This window comes from Haoranjiania flava (assembly GCF_025631005.1).
GTDB lineage: Bacteria > Bacteroidota > Bacteroidia > Chitinophagales > Chitinophagaceae > Haoranjiania > Haoranjiania flava.
This window is the reverse complement of record NZ_JAOTPL010000007.1, coordinates 1-25175: the sequence shown is the minus strand read 5'-3', so window position 1 is coordinate 25175 and position 25175 is coordinate 1. Positions and strand designations below refer to the sequence as shown.

At 37.5% G+C, this 25175-nt stretch carries 13 protein-coding genes; all 13 read left to right on the top strand.

Features of this window, described 5'->3' with window-relative positions; genetic code table 11:
• Positions 1-31 precede the first annotated feature (31 nt).
• The 13 genes from OD355_RS06500 (at position 32) to OD355_RS06440 (ending at position 24901) form a co-directional block, all read left to right on the top strand.
• Positions 32-2920, top strand: a complete 2889-nt coding sequence (locus OD355_RS06500; protein WP_263037648.1) for a triple tyrosine motif-containing protein — start codon at positions 32-34, stop codon at positions 2918-2920.
• A gap of 502 nt (positions 2921-3422) precedes the next feature.
• Positions 3423-4748: an IPT/TIG domain-containing protein gene (locus tag OD355_RS06495; protein ID WP_263037647.1), complete on the top strand. Its 1326-nt coding sequence runs from the start codon at positions 3423-3425 to the stop codon at positions 4746-4748.
• A gap of 98 nt (positions 4749-4846) precedes the next feature.
• The gene (locus OD355_RS06490; RefSeq protein WP_263037646.1) at positions 4847-7996 is read left to right on the top strand and encodes a SusC/RagA family TonB-linked outer membrane protein; all 3150 of its coding nucleotides are present in this window, start codon (positions 4847-4849) and stop codon (positions 7994-7996) included.
• Positions 7997-8014: 18 nt separating this feature from the next.
• Positions 8015-10012: a RagB/SusD family nutrient uptake outer membrane protein gene (locus OD355_RS06485; protein WP_263037645.1), complete on the top strand. Its 1998-nt coding sequence runs from the start codon at positions 8015-8017 to the stop codon at positions 10010-10012.
• 299 nt (positions 10013-10311) lie between these two features.
• The gene (locus OD355_RS06480) at positions 10312-11274 is read left to right on the top strand and encodes a DUF4973 domain-containing protein (protein ID WP_263037644.1); all 963 of its coding nucleotides are present in this window, start codon (positions 10312-10314) and stop codon (positions 11272-11274) included.
• Between the two features lie 237 nt (positions 11275-11511).
• Positions 11512-11856, top strand: a complete 345-nt coding sequence (locus tag OD355_RS06475; RefSeq protein WP_263037643.1) for a DUF4488 domain-containing protein — start codon at positions 11512-11514, stop codon at positions 11854-11856.
• A 128-nt stretch (positions 11857-11984) separates the two neighbouring features.
• Entirely contained in the window at positions 11985-14459 is a 2475-nt protein-coding gene (locus OD355_RS06470) for a glutaminase family protein (protein WP_263037642.1), read from the top strand.
• Positions 14460-14626: 167 nt separating this feature from the next.
• On the top strand, positions 14627-16723 hold the full coding sequence (locus tag OD355_RS06465; protein ID WP_263037641.1) for a glycoside hydrolase family 127 protein: 2097 nt from the start codon (positions 14627-14629) through the stop codon (positions 16721-16723).
• A gap of 68 nt (positions 16724-16791) precedes the next feature.
• Positions 16792-19065 carry a GH92 family glycosyl hydrolase gene (locus OD355_RS06460; RefSeq protein ID WP_263037640.1) on the top strand — a complete coding sequence of 758 codons (2274 nt, stop codon included), beginning with the start codon at positions 16792-16794 and terminating at the stop codon, positions 19063-19065.
• A gap of 32 nt (positions 19066-19097) precedes the next feature.
• Positions 19098-22160 (top strand): ligand-binding sensor domain-containing protein, encoded by a 3063-nt coding sequence (locus OD355_RS06455; protein WP_263037639.1) that lies wholly within the window; start codon positions 19098-19100, stop codon positions 22158-22160.
• Entirely contained in the window at positions 22157-22984 is an 828-nt protein-coding gene (locus OD355_RS06450) for a response regulator transcription factor (RefSeq protein ID WP_263037638.1), read from the top strand. The genes OD355_RS06455 and OD355_RS06450 overlap by 4 nt, the downstream gene beginning before the upstream one ends.
• 320 nt (positions 22985-23304) lie before the next feature.
• Positions 23305-23994, top strand: coding sequence for a basic secretory family protein (locus OD355_RS06445; protein WP_263037637.1), 690 nt, complete (start codon positions 23305-23307; stop codon positions 23992-23994).
• A 214-nt stretch (positions 23995-24208) separates the two neighbouring features.
• Positions 24209-24901, top strand: coding sequence for a GDSL-type esterase/lipase family protein (locus OD355_RS06440; protein ID WP_263037636.1), 693 nt, complete (start codon positions 24209-24211; stop codon positions 24899-24901).
• Positions 24902-25175: the final 274 nt, after the last annotated feature.

The window sequence follows — 25175 nt, the reverse complement described above, 5'->3', positions numbered from 1 at the left end:
TTTTATTGTTTAAAAAAATGTGATTATTGTTATGCAGAGAGTAATGATTCTTTTTGCGCTTTTGCTGTTGAATACCAAACAAGTTTCCCCGCAGAACACTATAGGCATTCCCAAGATTATTAACTTTTCTCATGAACAAATGTCTGCCGGCACACAAAACTGGGCTATAGACCAGGACAGATTTGGAACTATGTACGTGGCAAATAATCGTGGTTTAATCACGTACAACGGCAAAGAGTGGAAGCTTTTCAGATTACCACATAAAACAATAGCCCGCTCAGTATTAGTGCATAGCTCCGGAAAAATATTTGTAGGGGGGCAGGACGAATTTGGCTATTTTTTTCCTGATGAATCCGGTACTTTAAAATTTCATTCGCTGAACCAATTAGTTCCAGACAATGAAAAAGAGTTTGGCGATGTGTGGAATATAGTTGCACAGAACCATATTGTTTTTTTTCGTACGGGTAGCAGGATATTTGTTTATGATGGCAAATATATAAAAAGCTATGAAGCAAAAACAGGCAGTGAATGGGCAAATATGTCTTCGTGTTTCGGAAAAATATATGCATGCGACTTTCAAAATACCTTATTTCAATATATAAGCGGAAAATTCCTTCCGGCTGCCTCCTCAACTTCAGGTATTGGAAATGTCAGAAACATTTTAGAGTACGGCAAAGATTCTATGATGATCACAACGCTCAAAAGCGGTATATTTATCTATACCGGGAGTAAATTCTATCAATTGCCCATAGATAAAAAAATTATCAGCAGCCAAATATATTCTTCCGCGAAAATAAATGATGAGATGTACGCTTTGGGAACTGTCTCCAACGGTGTGTATTTTATAAATAAAAACGGGTACACAATAAGGCACATTTCGGCTTCCAATGGTCTAAGCAATAATATTGTATTGTCTGTATTTATCGATAAAGAGAAAAATATATGGACCGGACTTGATGACGGGCTCAGCCTGATCAACAGCAATTCTGCATTTCAATATATTCATGTAGGTGTGAATAGTACAATAGCTTCTTACGCTATTAATGTTTTTAAAAATAATCTGTATATAGGCACATCCGACGGTCTGTTTTTTTCTAAACTCACTAAACCGGCAAAAGAAGATCTAAGCTTTTCACAGGGCTCTTTTGAAAAGATACCAGGGACAGATGGGCAGGTTTGGAGTTTGGAAAGTATAGGCAATAAATTATTTATGGGACATCACGAAGGGGCTTTTATCATAGACAAAGAGCTAACTTCAATTTTCCACAATGGTGCATGGATATTCAGGAAGCTTCCAGGAAAAAATATTGTTACGGGTTCTTATAAAGGGTTGTATTTTATAAAAGGACAAGACAGCAATTTATCAATTTTCAATCATTATCATCAGGATGTTGAATCACTTAGATTTGTTGAGATAGACTCTGTGAACAGAACTATCTGGGCCTCGCATCCCATTCGCGGTATTTATAAGTTCAGCACCGACAGCTCACTGCAACAAATACGCTCAATGGAACTGCTTGACAGTAAAGCCGGACTACCTTCCGATTTGGAAAATTTTGTATTTAAAATTGATTCCCGTGTAATTTTTGCAACGCAGAAGGGCATATATCTATATAATTTTAAAACCAAACGTTTTAGTCCGCATCCTGAATTTATCTTCAATGTCGGAAAAATGCCCATTTTCTATCTACGCCAGGATAGTGACAATAAAATCTGGTTTGTAACAGACAATAAAGTGGCAGTGCTTGATCGACGTATGAATAAGGTAACCTTCTTGCCGGAATTGACTGATAAATTAGTTGCCGGATTTAATTATATCTATCCGCTTAACAATAAAAATATTTTTTTCGGTTCTAACAGTGGTGTTATACACCTCAACTATGATCTTTATAATGCTTTAGAAAGTTCTCCGGAAATCCTGTTCAATAAAATTATCAGTATTGGTGCAGGCAAAGATTCCCTTATTCATAACGGATATTTTATAAGTAACCATATCATAACGGCGAAGCAGGCAGAAGAAAATATACCGGAACTGCCGCCTAATAATAACTCTATTCACTTTGAATACGCTTCCAGCAATTATATAAATAATAGCAATGTTCAATATGCTTATAAGCTTGAGGGTTTTGATACAGAATGGTCAGAATGGTCCGTTAAAAATGAGAAAGACTATACGAATCTTCCTCATGGCAGATACATTTTTAAGGTAAAAGCTAAAAACAATTTGAGGAAAGAATCTCCGGAAATAGCTTACAGCTTTTCCATAAGGCCTTTTTGGTATCAGACAGTGCTTGCCAATATCATCTATGCTATCTTTTTTATACTTGCCATTTTTGCAGTAATCAGGGGAGTACGCAGAAAACTTATAAGAGAAAGAAAAAAATTCGAGAAGGAACAACAGCAAATGAAATACCTGCATGAGTTAGAAATTGAACACAATGAAAGGGAGATCATCAATTTGAAAAATCAAAATCTCGAAACGGAAATAAAATATAAAAATAAAGAACTGGCAACTATTACAATGAATCTTTACAAGCGTAGCCGCTTACTTACCAAATTGCGTGAAGACATTACAAGCGCTTCAAAAAAACTATCAGAGAAAGAGCAAAGAAAAGATTTGACAAAAGTAATAAAACTGATCTCAGAGACTGAAAAACAAAATAATGACTGGGAACAATTCTCCATGCATTTTGATGATGTGCATAATAATTTTCTAAAAAGAATGAAGGAAAACTACCCGGAACTTACGCCAGCCGATCTTAAAATTTGTGCTTATCTTAAAATTAATTTGTCGTCTAAAGAAATAGCCCAGATCCTCAGCATTTCTTTGAAGGGCGTGGAGATAGCTCGTTATCGTTTACGAAAGAAGCTGAATTTGCCCACGGGCGTAAATCTCGTTTCTTTTTTGAATGAAGTTTAAATCGTTGACTTTATTAGGATCACTCTCTTGACCGACTGTGCAATGTAGCCTGCACTACTACTCCGCCAAGTTGCCGCCGCTGCTTCTTCTTCCATAACCACATCGCTTAATGGATGGAGCAGGTTAATGTACGATGTTAACTTCCCGAATGGATATGTTTGTTGATTGAAAGCTTTCCTAACATTTTATATCCATTTATCCGGTTATCGTAAAACTGATACTACCTGGATGATTGTCTTATTGCCTTTCTTGCTAATATTATATGAACAGTTGCTTGCGATTTCCCTAATGGCATACTTTAAAATTTTGTTTTCTGCACTCCTTTAATAATTCTAATAGGCATAAGCTCATTGTTGACTCATTAAGTGTATAGATGTAAGATTTATGTAAGTGCTAAAATGCATAAAAACTGCTAAAAAATGATACAATTCGTCAAGCTGTTTAATTAATATTAAGTCAATTTTGAGTGTAATTATAAAAATTATAACAAAAAAGGTCTACAATGTTTAAATTAAATGTTAGCAAATCGTTTATGCTTTTCTTTAATTTTCTATTAGGAGGCATACTCATTTGTTCCTGTAACAAGCAAGAGCAAAGTACTAAAGTACTTCAGCCTTATGATCCTGCTAAACCTGTTACTATACAAAAATTCACACCTGATAGCGGAGGTGTAAGCACGCAAATGATTATTTACGGTGAAAATTTTGGTACTGACACTTCTCAGATCAAAGTATTTGTCAATGATAAGCCGGCGCCGGTTATCGGTTCCAGCGGAACGGCAATTTATGCTTTAGTGCCATCACGTGCAGGTATTGGCCCGGTAAAAATAGTAGTGGGTGCGAAGGGATCTTCAAAAGAGGTTGTTTCTACTACAAATTTCACTTACATATTCAGGCCGGCTGTAAGCACCTTAGCAGGATTTACCGATAAAGATGGCAGAACGGCAATTGTCGATGGGCCAATTGAAAAAGCTCAGTTTGAAGAGCCATACTGGCTGGAGTTTGATCAGCATAAGAATATCTATTTATTGGAAGAATACAGAGGGTTGAGGATGATCGATTCTGCACTTACGACCGTAACCACCAAGTTTAGAACAGGTAACGGCTGGGGAAGGCCCAGGACAATTTCATTTAATCCGACCTATGATACAATGTATTTAACCAATGATGCAGACAACTGGGACGAGCTTGCAGCAGTGATTGCAACCAAGGGAGATAATTTTAGCAGGTGGAATGCGCTGATTTTTAGCAAGCAATGCAATGGTGGCGATGTGCAGCCGCAAACCGGGGACTTTTTCTATAACTCTTATTCTAATGGACAGGTTTTTAAATGGAACAGGACTACCCGAACATCAACAGAACTCTACAGGGTTGGCGATAATCAATGGGAGTTTAACATACAATTTGCTCCAAGTGGAGATTTTGCGTTAATGGTATCAAGAAATAGAAACTATATACTAAAAGCCCGTTACAATCGGGAAACCCGGGTTTTGGAGCAGCCGGTTCTGTTTGTTGGCAGGATCAATAATCAAGGATATAAAGATGGCGTGGGAGCAGATGCTATGTTCAGAGAACCCCATCAGGGAGCTTTCGATGAGTATGATAATTTTTATGTCTGTGATGTTTTCAATCACTGTATACGCAAAGTAACTCCTGAAGGAATTGTAAGCACATTTGCAGGGAGACCCGAAAGATACGGATATGCAGACGGGGCCTTGAGGGATGCTCAATTTGATCAGCCTAACGGTATTATTTATGATAAGGAGCAGGGAGTATTTTATGTAGCAGATATGAAAAATCGCCGCATCAGAAAAATTGCAACCGAATAGCGTCTCACTTATTGATTAAAAAGCTATAAAAACGCCATATAATATTGAGATGTGCATGCTGTGATTTTTTATAGCAGAAAAAACATAAAAGATATAAAATGAAAAAATATATATTCCTATTAGTATTGCTTCTATTATCAGCAACTTCTGAAATGCTAAGAGCCCAGGATGTCTTAAAAGTAACAGGTACAGTTACAGATGAAACAAACGCAACTATTGCAGGAGTCAGTATTGCTGTTAAAGACAGGGTTACCGGGACGATTACCAATGAGAACGGGCAATACAATCTAAAAGCCGAGCCGAACAGTACGCTCATTTTTTCGCATGTCGGTTACCGCACTCAGGAGGTGAAGATTGGTACAAGAGAATTGGTAAACATTGTAATGATCGCATCGGATTCAAGCGTTTTAAACGAAGTTGTTGTTACTGCAGCAGGCGCACAACGCAAAGCAACCGTAGTAGGCGCTATTACAACGGTTGATGTAGACCAGCTTAGAACACCTACTTCCAATATCACGAATGCTTTGCAAGGAAATGTGGCAGGTATTATTGGTATGCAGCTGTCCGGGGAGCCAGGAAATAACCAGTCTGAATTTTGGATACGCGGTATATCAACCTTTGGGGCAAGTCAATCTGCCCTGGTACTGGTTGATGGATTCGAACGTCCTTTTAATGAAATTAATATAGAAGATATACAGTCCTTCTCTGTATTAAAAGACGCATCTGCCACCGCGTTGTACGGATCTAAAGGTGCAAACGGAGCAATACTTATAACCACCAAAAAAGGAAAGACCGGGAAAATAAATATTGAAGGAAAGGCAGAATACGGATATTCTACGCGTACGCGTACGCCTGAATTTGTGGACGGCTATACTTATGCAAAATTAGTAAATGAAGCGAAGATCACCAGAAACCAAGAGCCCTTATATAGTGAGACGGAATTGGAATTGTTCAGGGAAGGTTTAGACCCGGATCTTTATCCCAACGTAGACTGGCAGAAGAAGATGCTAAGAAATGGCGCCAACAGGTACAGAGCATCTATAAACCTGGGAGGGGGCGCTACCATTGCCAGATATTTTGTATCGGCAAGCTATGTAGATGAAGGGGGTATGTACAAATCGGATAATTCGTTGAAAGACTATAAGACCAATGCACATATGAACAGGTGGAATTACAGGGTAAATTATGATATGGATATCACCAAATCAACTACACTGGCATTGGGTATTGCAGGCTTTTTGGAGAAACAGAATTTTCCCGGGCTGAATGATCAGAACATCTGGTTTTCTTTATTGGGTCAAAATCCTGTTTCCATCCCTTTTATGTATTCCAACGGCCTGGTGCCTGCTTATGGTACCGGTAACAGAACCAATCCCTGGGTATTAGCTACACAGACCGGTTACCGCGAGTACTGGCAGAATAAGATGGAAACCAATGTTATTTTAAACCAGCGATTAGATATGCTTACGCAAGGGCTTCGTGCCACAGCACGCATTGCATTTGATGCAGACAGCAAGAACAACATTAACAGGAAAAAATGGCCTGAACAGTATAGCGTAGAAAGAAGGCGCGATAGAAACGGGAATCTTATTATGCACAGGGTGTCCACCGAATCTTTAATGTTTCAAGAAAGTTACTCTGAAGGAGAAAGAGTCTACCAGGGAGAGCTGGAGCTGAACTATGGAAGAAACTTTGCCAATAAGCACAATGTGGAGGCTTTGATAAAAACTTTTGCCAGGGAAGTGAGAATGACCCAGAATGTAGGTACTGATATCAAAAATGGTATACCCCATCGTAATTTGTCTTATTCCGGGCGTGCCATGTATGGGTATAGAAACAGGTATCTTGCCGAATTTAACTTCGGATATACCGGCTCTGAAAATTTCAGAAAAGGTCATCAATTTGGCTTTTTCCCGGCAATAGCGGTGGGTTGGAATGTTGCTGAAGAAAAATTTATTAAAGACAATATTGGCTGGTTAGACTTGTTCAAGATACGTTATTCTATAGGCGAAGTAGGCAATGATTATTTTGGCAACAACAGGTTTGCTTATTTAAGCTCAATAGACTATAGAAGAAATGATAAAAATGAATTGATTCACCATTTTAATTTTGGAGAACCGGGTAATCCTAATACTTATGCACCTTTAGGCTACACCCAGGTAGCTTCAGATGCGCTTACCTGGGAAATTGCCCGCAAGCAAAACCTGGGTTTAGATGTAAATATACTCCAAAACATGCTCTCTTTTACTATAGATATTTTCCAGGAAACGCGTAGCAATATTTATATGATAAGAGGACAATTGCCCCTTGTTTTAGGAATACCTGAAAGGTGGGTTGACCCGCAGGGAGCCCCTGGAGGATATTGGGAAAGGATTTTGCCCTGGGCAAATGTGGGTAAGATGGATAACAGAGGATTTGATGGACGCATTGAGTTTAATAAAAGACTCGGAGAAGTTGGTTTAACGCTAAGAAGTAATATTACTTATTATAAGAATCAGGTTCTTGCCAGAGACGAGCAGGAAAACTACTATCCTTATTTAATGCAGGAAGGCTTTAGAGCAGAACAAAGCAGAGGCCTAATAGCGTTAGGCTTATTTAAAGACTACGAGGAAATAAGAAATAGTCCAAGGCAAACCTTTGGAGCTTATATGCCCGGAGACATAAAGTACAAAGATGTAAACGGTGACGGCGTTATTAATGGGGATGATGTGGTGCCTATCGGCGCCAGCCACAGGCCTGCAGTTGAATACGGTATGGGCATGTCTGTTTCCTGGAAAGGTTTGGACGTGAATCTGTTATTTCAGGGAGCCGGCAGATCTACCTATTTCCTGAATGGACCAACTGTCTATCCGTTTATTGAGGGCGGCTGGGGAAATATCCTAACAGAAGTAACGTCTCCGGGCAGCAGGTGGATATCAAGGGATATTTCAGGAGATCCTGCTACCGAAAATCCGAATGCCAAATACCCGAGATTAAGTTATGGTGGCAGTCCCAATAATTATCGCGCATCTACATTCTGGATGCGAGATGGTTCTTATCTGCGTTTCAAAACATTAGAAATGGGTTATTCTGTTCCAACCAGAATTGTTAACAAATTAGGCTTATCAAGTTCCCGTATTTATTTACTGGCTTATAATCTACTGGTTTGGGATAAAGTAAAAGTTTGGGATCCGGAAATGGCCAGCTCAGACGGCACACGTTACCCTTTGCCCAGAACATTAACCGTTGGCTTAAACTTTAAATTTTAATCTAAAATACCTTATATAATGAAACAATATTTTTTTTATTTGTTGTGCATTCTTACGGTTGTATCCATCAGTTCTTGCAGGAAGTATATGGATATGGAACATTTCTTCAAAGATAGATTGAGTATTGATACCGTATTTGCAAGGAAAGATTACTCAGATCAATGGCTGGCAGATGTATACACACATTTGAGAGGAGAAAATGCAGATGTGAGCAGTAAGGGTAACACTCCATTTAATCTGATATCTGATGATATGTTTTTCGGTGACAGGGGAGATATATATGATTGGAGAAGTATTAAAACTTATAAAAACGGCGAATACGATGAAAACCTTATTCAAGGTTCATGGGGATCTTGCTACCAGGGAATCAGGAAAGCAACTATTTATATTTACAACATTGATCGCAACCGCCAAATGTCTAAAGAAGAAATTGCCGACGGCAAGGCCCAGGCCCGTTTTCTGCGGGCATATTATTACTGGTTATTATTGCGTAAGTATGGCCCTGTGCCTTTGATACCGGATGAGGGAGTAGATTATACTCAAAGCTACCAGGACCTGGCCTTTGCCAGAAATACTTATGATGAGTGTGCAGGTTTTATATCAAAAGAACTTGCTGTGGCAGCAGTTGATCTTCCATTAACCCGTACTAACAGGGAGAAGGTAAGGCCTACCAAAGGCGCTGCTCTTGCGGCAAGGGCTAAAGTTTTACTATATGCTGCAAGCCCGCTTTTTAACGGTAATACGGAGATGGCAGAACTTACAGATGACCAGGGTAAACCATTAATACCTGCTCAATACAATGAAGAAAAATGGGCAAGAGCCGCCGCTGCTGCTAAGGATGTCATAGATTTAGGTGTTTACAAACTTTTTACAGCGCCTTTTAATGCTACAGATCAGGGGCCGGCACAACCGAAAACAATTGTTCCTCCCTATAACGCAAAACATTCAAATGCAAGCTTCCCTAAAGGATGGAAAGATATTGATCCGTTTGAATCTTACAGGCAGTTATTTAATGGTGCACTAACTTATTCTGATAACCCCGAGTTGATTTTCTCAAGAGTTACGGAATTGGGAGGAGAAGATATCAGAGAACTGGGAAATCATCAGTTTCCTTTATCAATGGGCGGATGGAATGCACATGGATTAACGCAAAAACAGTGCGATGCCTATTATATGAATGATGGCGGTGATGTACCGACTAACCCAAGGGTACAGGGGTATACAAAGAATGATGTTGATCATTTACCTTTACCGGAAGGTGTATCTCTTCAATATGCCAATCGCGAACCCAGATTTTACGCTTCGGTTGCTTACAATGGCAGTATCTGGTTCAGATTAAGCGTATTAGATGCAAACGAAAGGAAAAAACAGATTTTTTATTACAGGGGCCTGCCTGATGGTAAGTCTCCGGCCACGCCGCAGTTTCATATAAGAACAGGAATCGGCATTAAAAAGTACATACATCCCTTAGACTCTTACAATTCATCGCTCCAGGGCTCATATGTAGTTCCTAAAATAGAACCTGCTATCAGGTATGCAGAAGTATTGTTTATATATGCAGAAGCGCTAAATGAATTGAATGGATCGTATACAATTCCTGACTATACAGGAAAAAATACACATTCTATTGGCAGAAATATCCAGGAGATGAGCAGCGCCATCAGTCAAATACGCATAAGAGGCGGAGTTCCGGATTTTAGTGAGGCAATTTATAATTCAAAAGAGCTGTTTAGAAAATCTTTAAAAAGAGAGCGGCAGATAGAGCTAATGGGAGAAAATCACCGTTATTATGATTTGAGAAGATGGAAAGACGCGCCGGTAGAGGAAGGAATGCCTATCATGGGTTGTAACATGGATATGACAGCCGCTCAACGCGACCAATTTCACACGCCGATAGTTATTTCTTCTATACCCACCATTTTTGTGAAAAAGATGTATTTGTGGCCGATTGCTCATGAAGAACTAAGAAGAAATAAAAGGCTGACTCAAAATCCCGGCTGGACTACTCCTTATTAAACAACAATAAGAATAATACAATAAGCTGCGATTCAATTAAACAATATTCTACCGGAAATGATTTTTAGTGAATCCCATGTAACAAAGACAAATAATTAAAATATACAAAAAATGAAATAACCATAAAGATTAAGCATCTATACCAACCGGGAATGAGTATTGAATCTAAAATATGGTTATTCCATGTGACAACTGAAAAACAAATAAATATATACACATTAAATCTCCATGAACGATAAAATAGCCCACTAACCGGGGATAATAAAATTTCGATAATCAATAAATTATAAAATTTAAATATGAAAAAAGCTCATTTATATCTTCTGTTTATCCTTATTACAACCGTATCCTGTAATAAAGAATGGGAAGAAGAATTGTACAATAAGGATGTTTCTTTTGTGAGAAATGGCGTGGTAAATGTATATGCCAAATATAAAAGCCAGGGAGGAGTAGTTCCTGTTAAAGTTCCCGTACTACTTAGCGGTTCAACAGGAAATAATGAAGATATACAAGTGACCATCGCTATTGACAAAGATACTTTGGATAACCTTAACTTTGACCGCTTTCGTTTGCGAAAAGATCTGTATTTTATAGAACTTCCCGAAGGAAATTATTCTTTCCAATCAATGACCACGACTATTCCAAAGGATTCCTTAGAAGGTTTTTTTAATTTGAATTTAAGACTGGAAGGAATGGATATGATTAATAAATATATACTACCCTTGAAAATTACTGCTACTTCCAAAAGTAATGTAAATACCAGGAGATGGTTTAGTAAATCATTAATGCAGATCATTCCTTTTAATGATTATTCAGGAGTATACTCAAATGCAGGCCAGATGTGGAACAGAGACATTCCTGAAAACAAGCAGACAGCTTTGTCTGTAGGCACCCGCACCGCATGGGTAGTCAATGAAAACACAGTTTTCTTTTTCGCCGGTGTATTGGAGGAAGAAGCATTTGAAAGAGCAAAATATAAAGTATATGCAAAATTTAATGCAGACAGTACAGTATCTTTATGGTCAGATAATTCAGCAATCAATTTCTCCCAAAAACGTGGTACCTACACAATTAGTAAAAAGATGGATGAGGTACAGCCTTATCTAGAGAAAACCTATGTAACCATGAACCTTGAGTATTGGTTCAGTGATTTATCAAATCCGGAATATCCTATAAACTACAGATTTACCGGTCCGATGACACTTGAAAAAGTCAAAAATATACAAATACCCGAAGAAGATCAGCAGGTGCAAATGCCGTAATCTCTTTTAGAATAATATTATCAGCATGAAATAACCAGAAAGATTAGGAATCTATACCAACCGCGAATGAATATTAATCTAAAAAATGGTTATTCCATGTGACAACTGAAAATAAATAACTATATACACATGAAATAACCATAAAGATTAGGAATCTATACCAACCGGGAATGATAATAAAGAATTAAGGTTTTGGTTATTCCATGTGACAACTGAAAAACAAATAAATATATACACATGAAAAAATATATCACACCTTTAATAATCATCTGTACATGTATGTTGGCATTTTCAAGCGTTACTATTGCTCAGAATGCTTTAATGAATATGCAGAAATTTGAAGGTGTATGGCAGGTAAGCATGCAAAACACCAATACGGCCACTAAATTTATGTCTCCGGTAACAAATGATTTTAAAATATTTTATGCTAACGGTTCATTTAAACATATTGTTTATAGCAAACATAATTATGTTGAAGTTTCAAGAGGTAATATAAGCATAACATCCGATTATATTTATACAGAGGAACTAGATAAACATATAGGAGCACCCAATGTAAAAAAAAGGCTATGTTATCTATAAGTTTCTTGATAAGGATACCTTTTAATGAAATGGTCCTTATCATCCTTCAGTGGTTAAGAGCTTTATGAAAGAGTAAAATAAATTTAATTAACTAAACACAATATATAACAACACGACAAGTAATTATCATGACAAATCTTTTTAAGCAAAAACGTTTTTTTCTTTTCTTTTTGTATGTATTATCGACAGTAGGATTGTATGCTCAAACTCAGAAAGCGCCTGCATATCCGCTAATTATGCATGACCCGTATGTAAGCATCTGGTCCTTTACTGATGAACTGAATGCATCTGCTACTAAACATTGGACGGGCACAGATCAATCATTAACCGGCTATGCAAAAATAGATGGTAAAATTTACCGTTTCATGGGTAGCGAACTAAAAACTTTTGATAAAGTAATTCCTACAACAGAAGAAGGAACCTACGCTTCTCTCTATACAGAAAAAAAGCCAACCGGCAACTGGACAGACCTAAACTATCACCCACAGGGTTGGAAATCCGGTAAAGGAAATTATGGAGATAAAGCGTATAAAGCCAATACATCCTGGACTTCTGATAACCTATGGGTTAGAAGAGAATTTTCTTTATCGGACAATAATATTAAAGGTTTACACCTGAAGATAGATTACGACGACAATATAGAAGTCTATCTGAACGGCACAAAAGTACACGCACATCAGGGCTGGGTAGATAAATATATTTATATCCCCATCAAAGATGCCTCTTCCATACTAAAGAAAGGAAGGAATGTGTTGGCTGTGCATATTAAAAATACGGCGGGTGGACAACATCTAGATTTTGGCCTTGTAAAAGAGAAAGAGAATGCTTTACTGGCAAATATTGCGAATGCGGTACAAAAAAACCTATCATTGAAAGCCACTCAAACGGAATACAACTTTATTTGTGGTCCGGTAAATCTTACTGTTACCTTTTCATCACCGTTGATTATAAATGATCTTGATTTGCTCGCGCGTCCTGTTTCTTACATTACTTTTCATACGAAATCTAACGATGGCAAAGCGCATAAAGTAGAAATACTTTTCAATGCATCATCAAACCTTGCGGTAAATACGCCTTCGCAGGAAGTTACTGCAAACAAGTACGCTACAAAAAACTTATCTGTTCTAAAGGCAGGCACAGTAGAACAACCGGTATTACAAAAAAAAGGCGATGATTTGAGGATAGACTGGGGTTATCTGCATGTAGCAGCTCCTGCAAATGTATCCACATCACAATTTATTGCTACTTCGGAAAATGATGTATTAAGTATTTTCACTAAAGCAAAAAAAACTGATGCATTATCAAAACAAAATGGCAGGCAATTATCATTGGCGACTGTGCTAAATTTGGGCAATGCAAAATCAGCAACAGAAAAAATATTGATTGGTTATGATGACATATGGTCTATACAATACTTCGGAGAAAATCTTCGACCTTGGTGGAATAAAGATAATAAAACTACAATCGAAACACAACTGGAAGCGGCCAATACAGATTATGCAGCTACAATGAAAAAGTGTAATGACTTAGATGCACGTATTTATAATGATGCGTTTAAAGCAGGTGGTTTGAAGTATGCGCGACTTTGCGAAATGGTGTACCGCCAGGTAATGGCTGCCCACAAGTTAGTAGAAAGTCCGCAAGGGCAACTATTATGGCTCTCAAAAGAAAATTTTAGTAATGGCTGTATTAACACGGTAGATCTTACATACCCATCTGCACCACTATACCTGGTATACAACCCTGAGCTTGTAAAAGGGATGATGAATGGAATATTTTATTACAGTGAAAGTGGTAAATGGGCGAAACCTTTTGCTGCACACGATATAGGTACTTATCCTATAGCCAACGGACAAGTTTATGGAGAAGATATGCCTGTAGAGGAGTCAGGCAACATGGTCATTTTGGCGGCAGCTATTGCTAAGGTGGAAGGCAATGCGAAATATGCTGAAAAGCATTGGCATACATTAACCACCTGGACAGATTACCTGGTTAAAGAAGGTTTTGACCCGGCCAATCAATTATGCACGGATGATTTTGCCGGCCATATGGCACGCAATGCGAATCTTTCTTTGAAAGCTATTATGGCTATTGAAGGCTATGCAATGCTGGCAAAAATGTTAGGCAAGAATGAAGTGTACAATAAATACCACAATATTGCAAAAAGCATGGTGCCTGAATGGATGAAGCTTGCCGATGATGGCGACCATTATACTTTGGCGTTTGAGAAAAAAGGTACATGGAGCCAGAAATATAATATGGTATGGGACAGGGTTTTAGACTTTAATATATTTCCAAAATCCGTTGCCGAAAAAGAAATGAAATTCTATCTGCAACATCAAAATAAATTTGGCCTGCCGTTAGACAGCCGTAGAACATACACGAAAAGCGATTGGATCATTTGGACAGCCTGCCTTACAGGAGATCTGAATCATTTTAAAGCCCTCACAGATCCGGTATATGTATTTGCTACGCAAACTCCGGACAGAAAACCTTTTGGAGATTGGCATGAAACTACTGACGGACGTAAAGAAGGGTTCCAGGCCAGAAGTGTGCTGGGCGCCTATTGGATGAAAGTACTGGATCTGAAACTAAACAGGTGATATTATTAATTTCTTTTTTCAAATATTAATGCATAAATCTTATCGTGGCATTTTGAAAAAGATTCATTCCCTGATCAGCTTTGTATTATTTAGGTCGATGGATGCTTTACTATTTTGTACGATGAATCATCTTAGCAAATATTAATCAAATAAAAAATAATTTCTGCGTGAAAAAAATACTTTCTATATTTCTTTTCTCAAGTTTGTTTTCATGTTGGGCTTATAAAATTTCTGATAAACATGCACAAATCTCCGTGGTTGATAAACCGGATATCACAAAACGAAGCAATAATTATTACAGCAATAGGGAGCCGCTGTTGCAGAATGCTTTTATAAAGCTGCCGGTAACCTCCATTCAACCCATGGGCTGGCTTCATGAATATTTGCAAAGACAGAGGAGCGGACTTACCGGTAATCTTGGAAACATCAGCGCCTGGTTGCAAAAAGAAAATAATGCATGGCTTTCCAAAGATGGTAAAGGAGAATTTGGTTGGGAAGAAGTGCCTTATTGGTTAAAAGGCTATGCGAATATCGGCTACATTCTAAGAGATAAGGCTATGATTGATGAAGCAAAGATTTGGATAGAAGGCGTTTTAAACAGCCAGCGCGCAGATGGAAATTTCGGGCCTACTTCAGTTGATAAAAATAATGCTGAAGATTTTTGGCCTAAAATGATTATGTTGTATTGCCTGCAATCTTATTATGAGTATTCCAATGATAAAAGAGTTATACCCTTTATGCAGAATTTCTTTCGTTATCAGCTAAATTACCCTGAAGAAAAATTTCTCAAACATTTTCATTATTGGCAGGGATTACGTACCGGCGATAATCTGCATAGTGTATTGTGGCTTTATAACTTTACCGGAGACGCATGGCTATTGGATTTGGCAAGAAAAATTCACAGAAATTCTAATAGTTGGTCTAACAGGAATACAATGCGCGACGATAAAAACCTACCCGGCTGGTTTAAGCTGCTGCCCGATTGGCACAATGTAAATATTGCACAGGGTTTTAGAGAGCCGGCAACTTATTATCAACTATCTAAAGACAAAAAAGATTTACAGGCGAGCTATGAAGTATTTGCAATCATCAGAAATTATTTTGGCCAGGTACCAGGCGGGATGTTTGGTGGAGATGAAATTTCACGTCCCGGATATACAGATCCCAGACAAGGAACAGAAACCTGTGGCTTTGTAGAAGAAATGAATTCAGATGAGCACATGCTGCGCATAACAGGAGATGCTATGTGGGCAGATAATGCAGAGAATGTAGCATTCAATTCTTACCCCGCGGCTGTAATGCCCGATTTTAAATCGCTGCGCTACATCACATCGCCTAATATGGTTTTGAATGATTCTAAAGACCACAGTCCGGGTATTTTCAATAAAGGGCCTTTCTTAATGATGAATCCTTTTAGCTCGCGTTGTTGCCAGCACAACCATTCACAAGGCTGGCCCTACTATAGTGAAAATTTATGGATGGCAACTCCGGATAATGGTCTGGCTGCCGTTTTGTATGCTGCAAGTAAGGTAAATGCAAAAGTAGCCGATCAGCAGGAAGTACAATTTGAGCAAGTCACCAACTATCCGTTTGATGAAGAGTTGTTATTTACTTTTACTTCAGAAAAATCAGTTTATTTTCCACTTTATTTGCGTATTCCTGCATGGTGTGGCAAAGCGGAATTATTTATCAATGGTAAAAGAGAAAACATTCAGGCAACTGCTTCAAAATATATAAAAATACAAAGGCATTGGAAAAACAATGACCGCATAATTTTAAAGTTGCCAATGGAAGTGACCGTAAAAGAATGGAAACACAATAAAAACAGCGTAAGTATCAACTATGGGCCACTGACTTTTTCATTGAAGATTGATGAAAATTATATAAAAAAAGAAAGCGATAAAACAGCAATAGAAGATTCTAGGTGGCAGAAGAATGTAGATAAAGATGAGTGGCCTTCGTTTGAGATTCATCCCGCAAGCAACTGGAACTATGCTTTGCATCTGCCTGCCGTAAAAAATTTGTCTTTTAAAGTGGTAAAAAAGCCGTGGCCGGAAAATAATTTTCCTTTCACGATTTCAGAAGTACCTATCCAAATTACTTCCAGTGCCAAACAAGTTCACGGTTGGACCATCGATAAATATGGTTTGTGCGGAGAACTAATGCAAAGCCCTGTTACTACTATATCTCCAAAAGAACAAGTTACACTCATCCCAATGGGAGCAGCAAGATTAAGGATAACCCAATTTCCTGTGGCAGAGTAGCTGTTCTTTGCTATATTAGCTTATAATATTGTATATAGCTTTTATTCTTTTATATAAACACAAAGTTTATGAACAGTAAAATTTTTATTTTCATTTTTTCATTATTCATAGTCGCAAATGCTCTTATTGCTCAAAGCAATGACCTTACGCGGTATGTAAGTACTTTGCAGGGAACCAATTCAAAGCATGAGCTTACAAGAGGTAATACATATCCAACAACGGCGCTGCCTTTTGGCATGCACACCTGGACACCACAAACCGGCAGGAACGGCGATGGCTGGAAGTATCAGTATTTTAAAAATAAAATAAGAGGGTTTCAGCAGGCGCACCAATGCAGCTCCTGGACCAATGATTATGCGGTTTTTTCTTTTATGCCTGTAATAGACAGTTTAGTTGTCAACGAAGATAGCCGCGCTACAGAGTTTAAACACGAGAAAGAAATTGCCAAACCGCATTATTACAAAGTACAATTTGAAAATAATATCACTACTGAAATGTCGCCAACAGAACGAGGCGTACATATAAGATTTAATTTCCCCAAAGGGCATACAAATTATCTGATCCTGGACGGATATACAAGAATCAGTAGTGTAAAGATTATTCCTTCCGAAAGGAAAATAACCGGTTGGGTAAATAACGGCCATGGTTTTCAAAAAGGCTGGAAAAGCTTTTTTGTAGTACAGTTCGATCAGCCGTTTATCGACTATGGCACATGGGAAAACAAAAATAATACTATCCAGCACAATGCTGCAGAGGCCGAAGGCAACGGCAAAGGAGCTTTTATAAAATTTGCCGACGGCGCAATAGTGCAGGCTAAAGTGGCTTCTTCATACATCAGCCCGGAACAGGCTGCACAAAATCTACAAAGCGAGCTTGGTAAAGATAAAAACCTGGAGGCGACGAAAAAAAACGCAAAAAATGTATGGAATAAACATCTGTCAAGGATTTTAGTAGAAGGTGGTACTCAAGAAGATAAAGCCACGTTTTATTCCTGTTTCTTCAGGGCAAGCCTTTTCTCCAGGAAATTTTATGAAATAGATAAAAATGGTAATCCTTATTATTTCAGTCCTTATGATGGGAAGCTGCACATGGGTTATATGTTTACTGATACCGGCTTTTGGGATACTTTTCGTGCGCAGTTTCCTTTGAATGCTTTATTGTATCCTACCATGCACGGCAGGTATATGCAGGCTTTACTTGATGCCAAAGATCAGTGTGGCTGGCTTCCTTCATGGTCTTTTCCGAATGAACAGGGAAGTATGATAGGCAATCACGCTATTTCCCTACTTACAGATGCGTGGGTAAAAGGAATAAGAACTTTTGATCCAGAGAAAGCACTGGAAGCTTATCATCATGAGGCTAACAATAAAGGCCCCTGGGGGCCGGCAAACGGCAGAGATGGCTGGGAGTTTTATAATAAACTCGGCTATGTTCCTTATCCCAATGTGCGCGAAGCCACGGCCAAAACACTGGAATATGCTTATGACGATTTTTGCGGCTATACGTTGGCAAAAACGGTGGGGAATAAAAAATATGAGGAGTCTTTCGCTAAACATATGTTTAACTACAAAAATGTTTTTGATATTTCCACTGGTTTTATGAGAGGCAGAAAAGAAGATGGCAATTGGACAGAAAATTTTGATCCCATAGAGTGGGGTGGTCCGTATACCGAAGGCAATGCCTGGCATTATCTGTGGTCTGTTTTTCATGATGTGAATGGGTTGATCAGGCTGTCAGGTGGTGAAAATAAATTTTGTATGAAACTTGATTCTGTATTTTCCGTGCCGAATGATGTGAAGGTAGGTACATACGGCGGCTTGATACACGAGATGACGGAAATGGTCATGGCCAATATGGGTCAGTACGCGCACGGCAACCAGCCCATTCAGCACATGATATATCTCTACAATTATGCCGGCCAGCCATGGAAATCACAGCAGAAAGCCAGGGAGGTAATGAGTAAATTGTATAATGCTACGGAAAACGGCTATCCCGGCGATGAAGACCAGGGACAAACATCATCGTGGTATGTATTGAGTGCATTAGGCTTTTATAGTGTATGTCCGGGAACCAATCAATATGTAATGGGTAGCCCGCTATTCGAAAAAACAACTATTACGCTGGAGAACGGAAAGCAATTCATTATAGAAGCAAAAAATAATACTAACGATAATGTATATATCCAATCAGGGAAACTAAACGCAAAAAATTACACTAAAAACTACATAACGTACCAGGATATTGTTCGCGGAGGCAAATTGATTTTTGAAATGAAAGATCAACCGAATAAGAAAAGAGGAATCGATAAAACCGACAGGCCGTATTCTGTTTCTGAAATTTAAAAGGTTATTGAAATTTGTCGATAAAATACATCTTGCTTTTTGCAATGTTTATGGCTCCCTGTTTTGCCGATTGTCAATCATTTGATTTTAAGCACTATCAGGTAGAAGATGGTTTGTCTAACAACTCGGTAATCAGCATTCTTCAAGATCACAGGGGGTTTCTTTGGTTTGGAACTTCAGACGGGCTTAACAGGTTTGACGGTTATACATTTAAAATATTCCGAAATATAGAAAAAGATAAAACAAGCCTGGGAAGCAACTCTATTACTTACTTATTTGAAGACCGTAATAACACATTATGGATAGGAACCGTAAAAGGGATTTTTTATTATAATCCTGTAAAAGAAAATTTTATAAAACCCGCAGGATCTGAAAGTAAAAATATCAGGTTCATTCATCAAAATAAAAATGGCCATATATTCTATGCAGAAGAGAAGCAATTATACAAATACGATCTTCATAAACAAACCAGGAGCACAATTAATACATACGGTAAAATTCCTTCTTCAATTTGCTCTGATTTAAGTGGTGACCTCTGGATAGGTACAGAAGACGGTTCCATAGGGAAGTACAATAGTAAGAAAAATAAGTTCAGCTTTTTTACGCTCAGCGCGAAAAATGGTACAATAGTGGAAAAGATATATGCTACAGATAAATATCTTTTGCTTGGTACTTCTTCTGGTTTTTATAAATTTGATATCAGTACTAACACATTTTCCGGTTCTGTATTAAACAGTTTTTATAAAGAAAAAAAGATTATTGTCAGAGATATCCTGGAAGTAAATAACCAATATTACTGGCTCGCGACAGAAGACGGTCTATACATATACGATGTTGATAAGAAGCTCTATAGAAACGTCAGGAAAAATTATATAAACCCCTATTCCCTTTCAGACAATGCAATCTATTCACTTTACAAAGATAAGGAAGGAGGTGTATGGTTAGGAACATATTTCGGCGGAATTAATTATCTGCCAAATCAGCCCTTGTTTTTTGATAAATATTTTACAGGTAAATCAGAGAATTCTATACAGGGAAATGTAGTCAGGGAAATTACACAAGATAAATATGGAAGTTATTGGATCGGTACAGAAGATGCCGGACTAAATAAATTCGATATACACAAAAAAGTATTCAGTAGTATTAAAGGCATATCCTCCTCTAACATTCATGGTATAATGACGGATGATAATTTGCTATATGTAGGAACATTCGAGAAAGGTCTTTATATTTTGAATATACAGGATCATAAAATAGTAAAGCATTATATGGCAGATAGCAGCATGTATCAGCTGAAAAGTAATTTTGTCAACGCTGTCAAAAAAACAAAATCAGGTAAAATTATTGTAGGCACCTCCAAAGGAGTGTACCATTTTGATCCGCTTACAGAAAAGTTTACCGGCCTTCACCCCGAATTAAAAGATCAATTCTGTTCAGCCATCACTGAAGATAGCAAAAACCGCCTTTGGGTAGGAACACATAACAAAGGCCTGTTTTTTACCGCCAACGGCAAATGGTATAAGTTGAAATTAATATCGGGTAATAGAGATCTGCTCGCAGAAACCAGGATATTGTATTTGAATGAAAGCTTTGATAAAAACTTGATGATAGGTACTGAAGCGGGCCTATATGTAGTTCAACATCTTAAAAATGTTTTTGCTTATAATATGAGCAACGGGCTTCCGGGAAATATCATATATACGGCAGTGAGCGATACGCTAAACAATATCTGGACAACTACATCTAAAGGGCTTGTATGCATTGATAAGTATAAGAACATCAGGATATATACAAAGAACGACGGTCTTTTAAATGACCAATTCAATTATCAATCCGGATTTACAGACAGCCAATTTCATTTGCTTTTCGGCAGCGTTAAAGGTCTTATAAGGTTCAATCCTTATAGTATAAAAGTTACTGATTATACACCTCCGTTGTATTTTACACGCTTAAGTATTTCTAATATTACAATCAATGCAGATGATCCCGGTGCACCTATAGAAGAATCTGTATTATTAACTAAATATATTAAACTCAATTATAAACAGTCCAATTTCAGTATTGATTTTGCAGCGCTTAATTTTACTGCTCCTAATAGTGTGCAATATGCTTATAAAATAGACGGATTGGATAATACATGGAATTATATTGGTAATAATCGTACAGTTTATTTTACGAACGTTGCTTCGGGCAACTATTACCTGCACATAAAATCAACGAACAATAGCGGTAGATGGATCAACAACGAGAAAACATTACGTATTACCATAATGCCCCCATTCTGGAAATCCAATATAGCCTATACCGTTTATGTATTTATTATCCTGTTGATTACTTATTTTATTGCCAGGGCAATTTATGCAAGAAATAAAGTTAAGCAGGCCAGGAAAATGGAACGGTTTGAGCTCAGCAAAGAAAAGGAATTAACCGAGTCAAAGATTGATTTCTTTACCAATGTGGCTCATGAAATCAAAACACCATTAACCTTAATTAGAGCATCGGTAGAGAAACTAATGAAAAATATAAATGATATACCGGCTTTTGAGAAATATATATTAGCCATAAATAAAAATTCAGAAAGGCTCATTTCTCTCACTAACGAACTTCTTGATTTCCGCAAAATAGAGTCAAAGCATATTACACTTAATACAGAAAGGGTGGATGTAAGAGAGCTGTTGTTGAAAATACTATCGTCCTTTCAGATTGCTGCCGAGGAAAATTATCTGGAGTTTTCAACACACATTTCCAATGCGCCGGTTGAAACATTTGTAGATGCAGAGGCATTTACAAAAATCATTAGCAATTTATTGAACAATGCTGTCAAATATGCTTATACCACCGTCATGGTTCGCATGTTAGTTATAGGTAATAGCATTTCAATTTATGTATACAACGATGGAAAAATTGTACCTGCGGAACTGCATGAAAAAATATTCGAACCATTTTTCAGATCCAATAATGTAAAAAATATCAGAGGTTCGGGTATAGGACTTGCCATAGCGAGCGAACTGGCAATGCTGCATGAAGGAAGCCTCGAGTTTTTTATACACGACAATAAGTACAATACATTTCATTTAAAATTACCTGTAAAATGAAAGACATTCAATTCAAATTAAAACCGGTGTTGTTGCTGGTCGATGACAATGAAGAGATATTAGAAATTCTTGAAGAAGATCTGAGTGGAAAGTATCAGGTATTGACGGCGAATGATGGAGAAGAAGCGTATGATATATTAACATCAGAAATAGTACATTTGATCGTAAGCGATGTCATGATGCCCAATATGGATGGTTTTGAATTTTGTAGCAAGGTAAAAACAAACTTTGAACTAAGCCACATACCATTTATTTTATTGACAGCTAAAGATACTTTACAATCAAAAATTGAAGGCCTGAAACTGGGCGCAGATGCGTATATAGAAAAACCTTTCTCAACGGATTATCTTTACACTCAAATTGAGAATTTGATATCTAACAGAGTTAAAATAAAAGAATATTTTGCTAAATCTCCTTCTGTTCATATCAATACTATGGCCTATTCAAAAGACGATGAAAATTTTTTGGAAAAATTAAACACGTTAATTCTCGAGCATTTAGATGCACCTGGTATTAATATAGAAAATCTGGCGGCAGCATTTAATATGAGCCGTATCACTTTTTACAGGAAAATAAAATCTCTTTCTGGTATGTCGCCTCACCAGCTTGTCAATGTTACAAGGTTAAAGAAAGCAGCTGAAATGATGAGTAAGGGAAATTTCAGGATCAATGAAATCGCCTATACAGTAGGTTATGGTTCTCAAAGTCAATTCGGCAGGAATTTCCAGAAACAATTTAATATGAAGCCTACAGACTATATAAAAAAAATAAAGACATACCAGCCTGATAAAATTATAGACAGCCTAAAAAATGGATGCTTTTAGCATCGGGCGAAAGTGCATGTGCGTAATGGGTTTTCGATTTGAACTGGTGACCTGTGAAATAAATATATTGATGTATACAATAGAAAAATTGAAATATAAAAGAAGATAAATAATGTATCTCATAAATAAAAGTACCCTGTCTACAACTAATACAAGATTACCCATGGAATCTGGATAACGCGCCGGTTGTGATCAGGACAAAAGGCAAAAAGATTCCTTCCTGGCAGCTTTATAATGTAGAAATGTAGAAGTATAAAAGAATTGTCTGGCACTTAAATTTGATTTAATTTTAATTATCGGTATTTTAAAAATAGTAGATTATGTTGTTTCGTGTTGTAATATTTGTTGTTATCAGTATTTTCTGGTCATGCTCTTTTAAAGCAACAACAAAAAATCCTTTGAAAAGCGAATGGATCGCCTTCCAGCGAAATGGTTTAGTATTAAATTATCAAAGTAATGATACACAATTTAGTGGCGATACACGAGCTAAGCTAATTGAAACTTTCTTTATAGTATATCCCCAACTTATAGAACATTTTAATCCGGAAGCGAGTAAAACAATTTACTTCCTGATGGATACCTCATTTAATCAATATCCAGCAGCAAGATGGGGTGATACAATACGTTATAGTTCAGCCTGGTTTACAAAATACCCTAAAGACATTGATGTAGTTACTCATGAGGTCATGCATATTGCACAATCTTATCCATCTTATGATCCCTGGTGGCTGGTGGAAGGCATCGCAGACTATGTACGCTATAAGTACGGCGTAGCCAATGTTGCAGGAGGATGGCATCTGCCAGAAGTAACATCTTCACAAAAGTATGATAACGGATACCGGGTTACTGCAAGGTTTTTAGTATGGTGCGAGAACAAAAAACCGGGCTGTGTCAAAGCATTTGATCATGCGCTAAGAACAAATCGTTACAATTCAAACATGTGGAGCACTATTTTTGGAAAAACTGTTGATGAACTATGGAAAGAATACCTGGATGATGCTGCTATATAAGCATTGCTTATAGCAACTTATCATCGGCGCGCCCGCTGTGAATGCCGTACATAAATAGGTAAACAAGCTTGTATTTGATGGCTAACCGGTAGCCAAAGATTATTAGATTACTTTGATCTTCACAAAGGCGCCACTCTTAATCTTAATATATTGCACGCTCAAATAAAGCAAAGAACACAGGCACTGATTTTTTACATAATAAAAAGAATTTATCATGAAGTATTTTTTTGTAGCATTCTTTTCTTTCTATATTTCTTTTTCTGCTTTGGCGCAGCAAAAAAATGACTGGGCAAATTTTGTAAAATATGAGGAGGAGAATAGAATGGTACCAGCCGGAAGTGTTGTATTTATTGGCAGCTCAAGCACTGAAGCTTGGATTCACAACCGGCCTGATTTCTTTAAAAAAAATAATTACACAAACCGGGGTATTAGCGGGCAGGTCTCATCACAAATGCTGGTGCGTTTCAGGAAGGATGTAATTGATCTTAAACCAAAGGCAGTAGTGATACTTGCAGGTACTAATGATATTGCTCAAAATAATGGCTATATCTCTTTGGAAAATATTTTAGGAAATATTATTTCTATGTGCGAATTGGCCAGGCTTCATAAAATTCGGGTTATCCTCTGTTCAATATTGCCGGCATATGAATTTAGCTGGCGTAAAGACTTAAAACCGGCTGACGATGTTATCGCGTTGAATAATCTTATAAGAAGCTATGCTGATGCCAACAAGATAATGTACGTAGACTACCATAGCGCCATGAAGGATGATCGCAATGGTCTCCCTAAACAATATGCGGAAGATGGCATACACCCTACTGTAATGGGTTATGAGGCTATGGAAAAATTGCTGAAGCCTGCGATAGATAAGGCTTTGAAAGAAGCTGCTGGCAGCCGGCTAAAATAAACGCAGTGTTTTCTTTAGTTTAAGAACTTTTTAAAAGTTTCGAAATAGAGCGTAGAAAATGTTATTCAATTATAATGTTGAAATTTCCGGGCGAAGATCTGTGTTATGTGCATTAATCTAAACAAAACAATGTAGATAGCTGAAATTCTATTTTTCCCAATTAAAAATAACAGGAAATAGCCATAAAGATTAGGAATCTATACCAGCCGGGAATGATAATAAAGAATGAAGGTTTTGGTTATTCCGTGTGGCAAACACAAAAAATAAAATATTA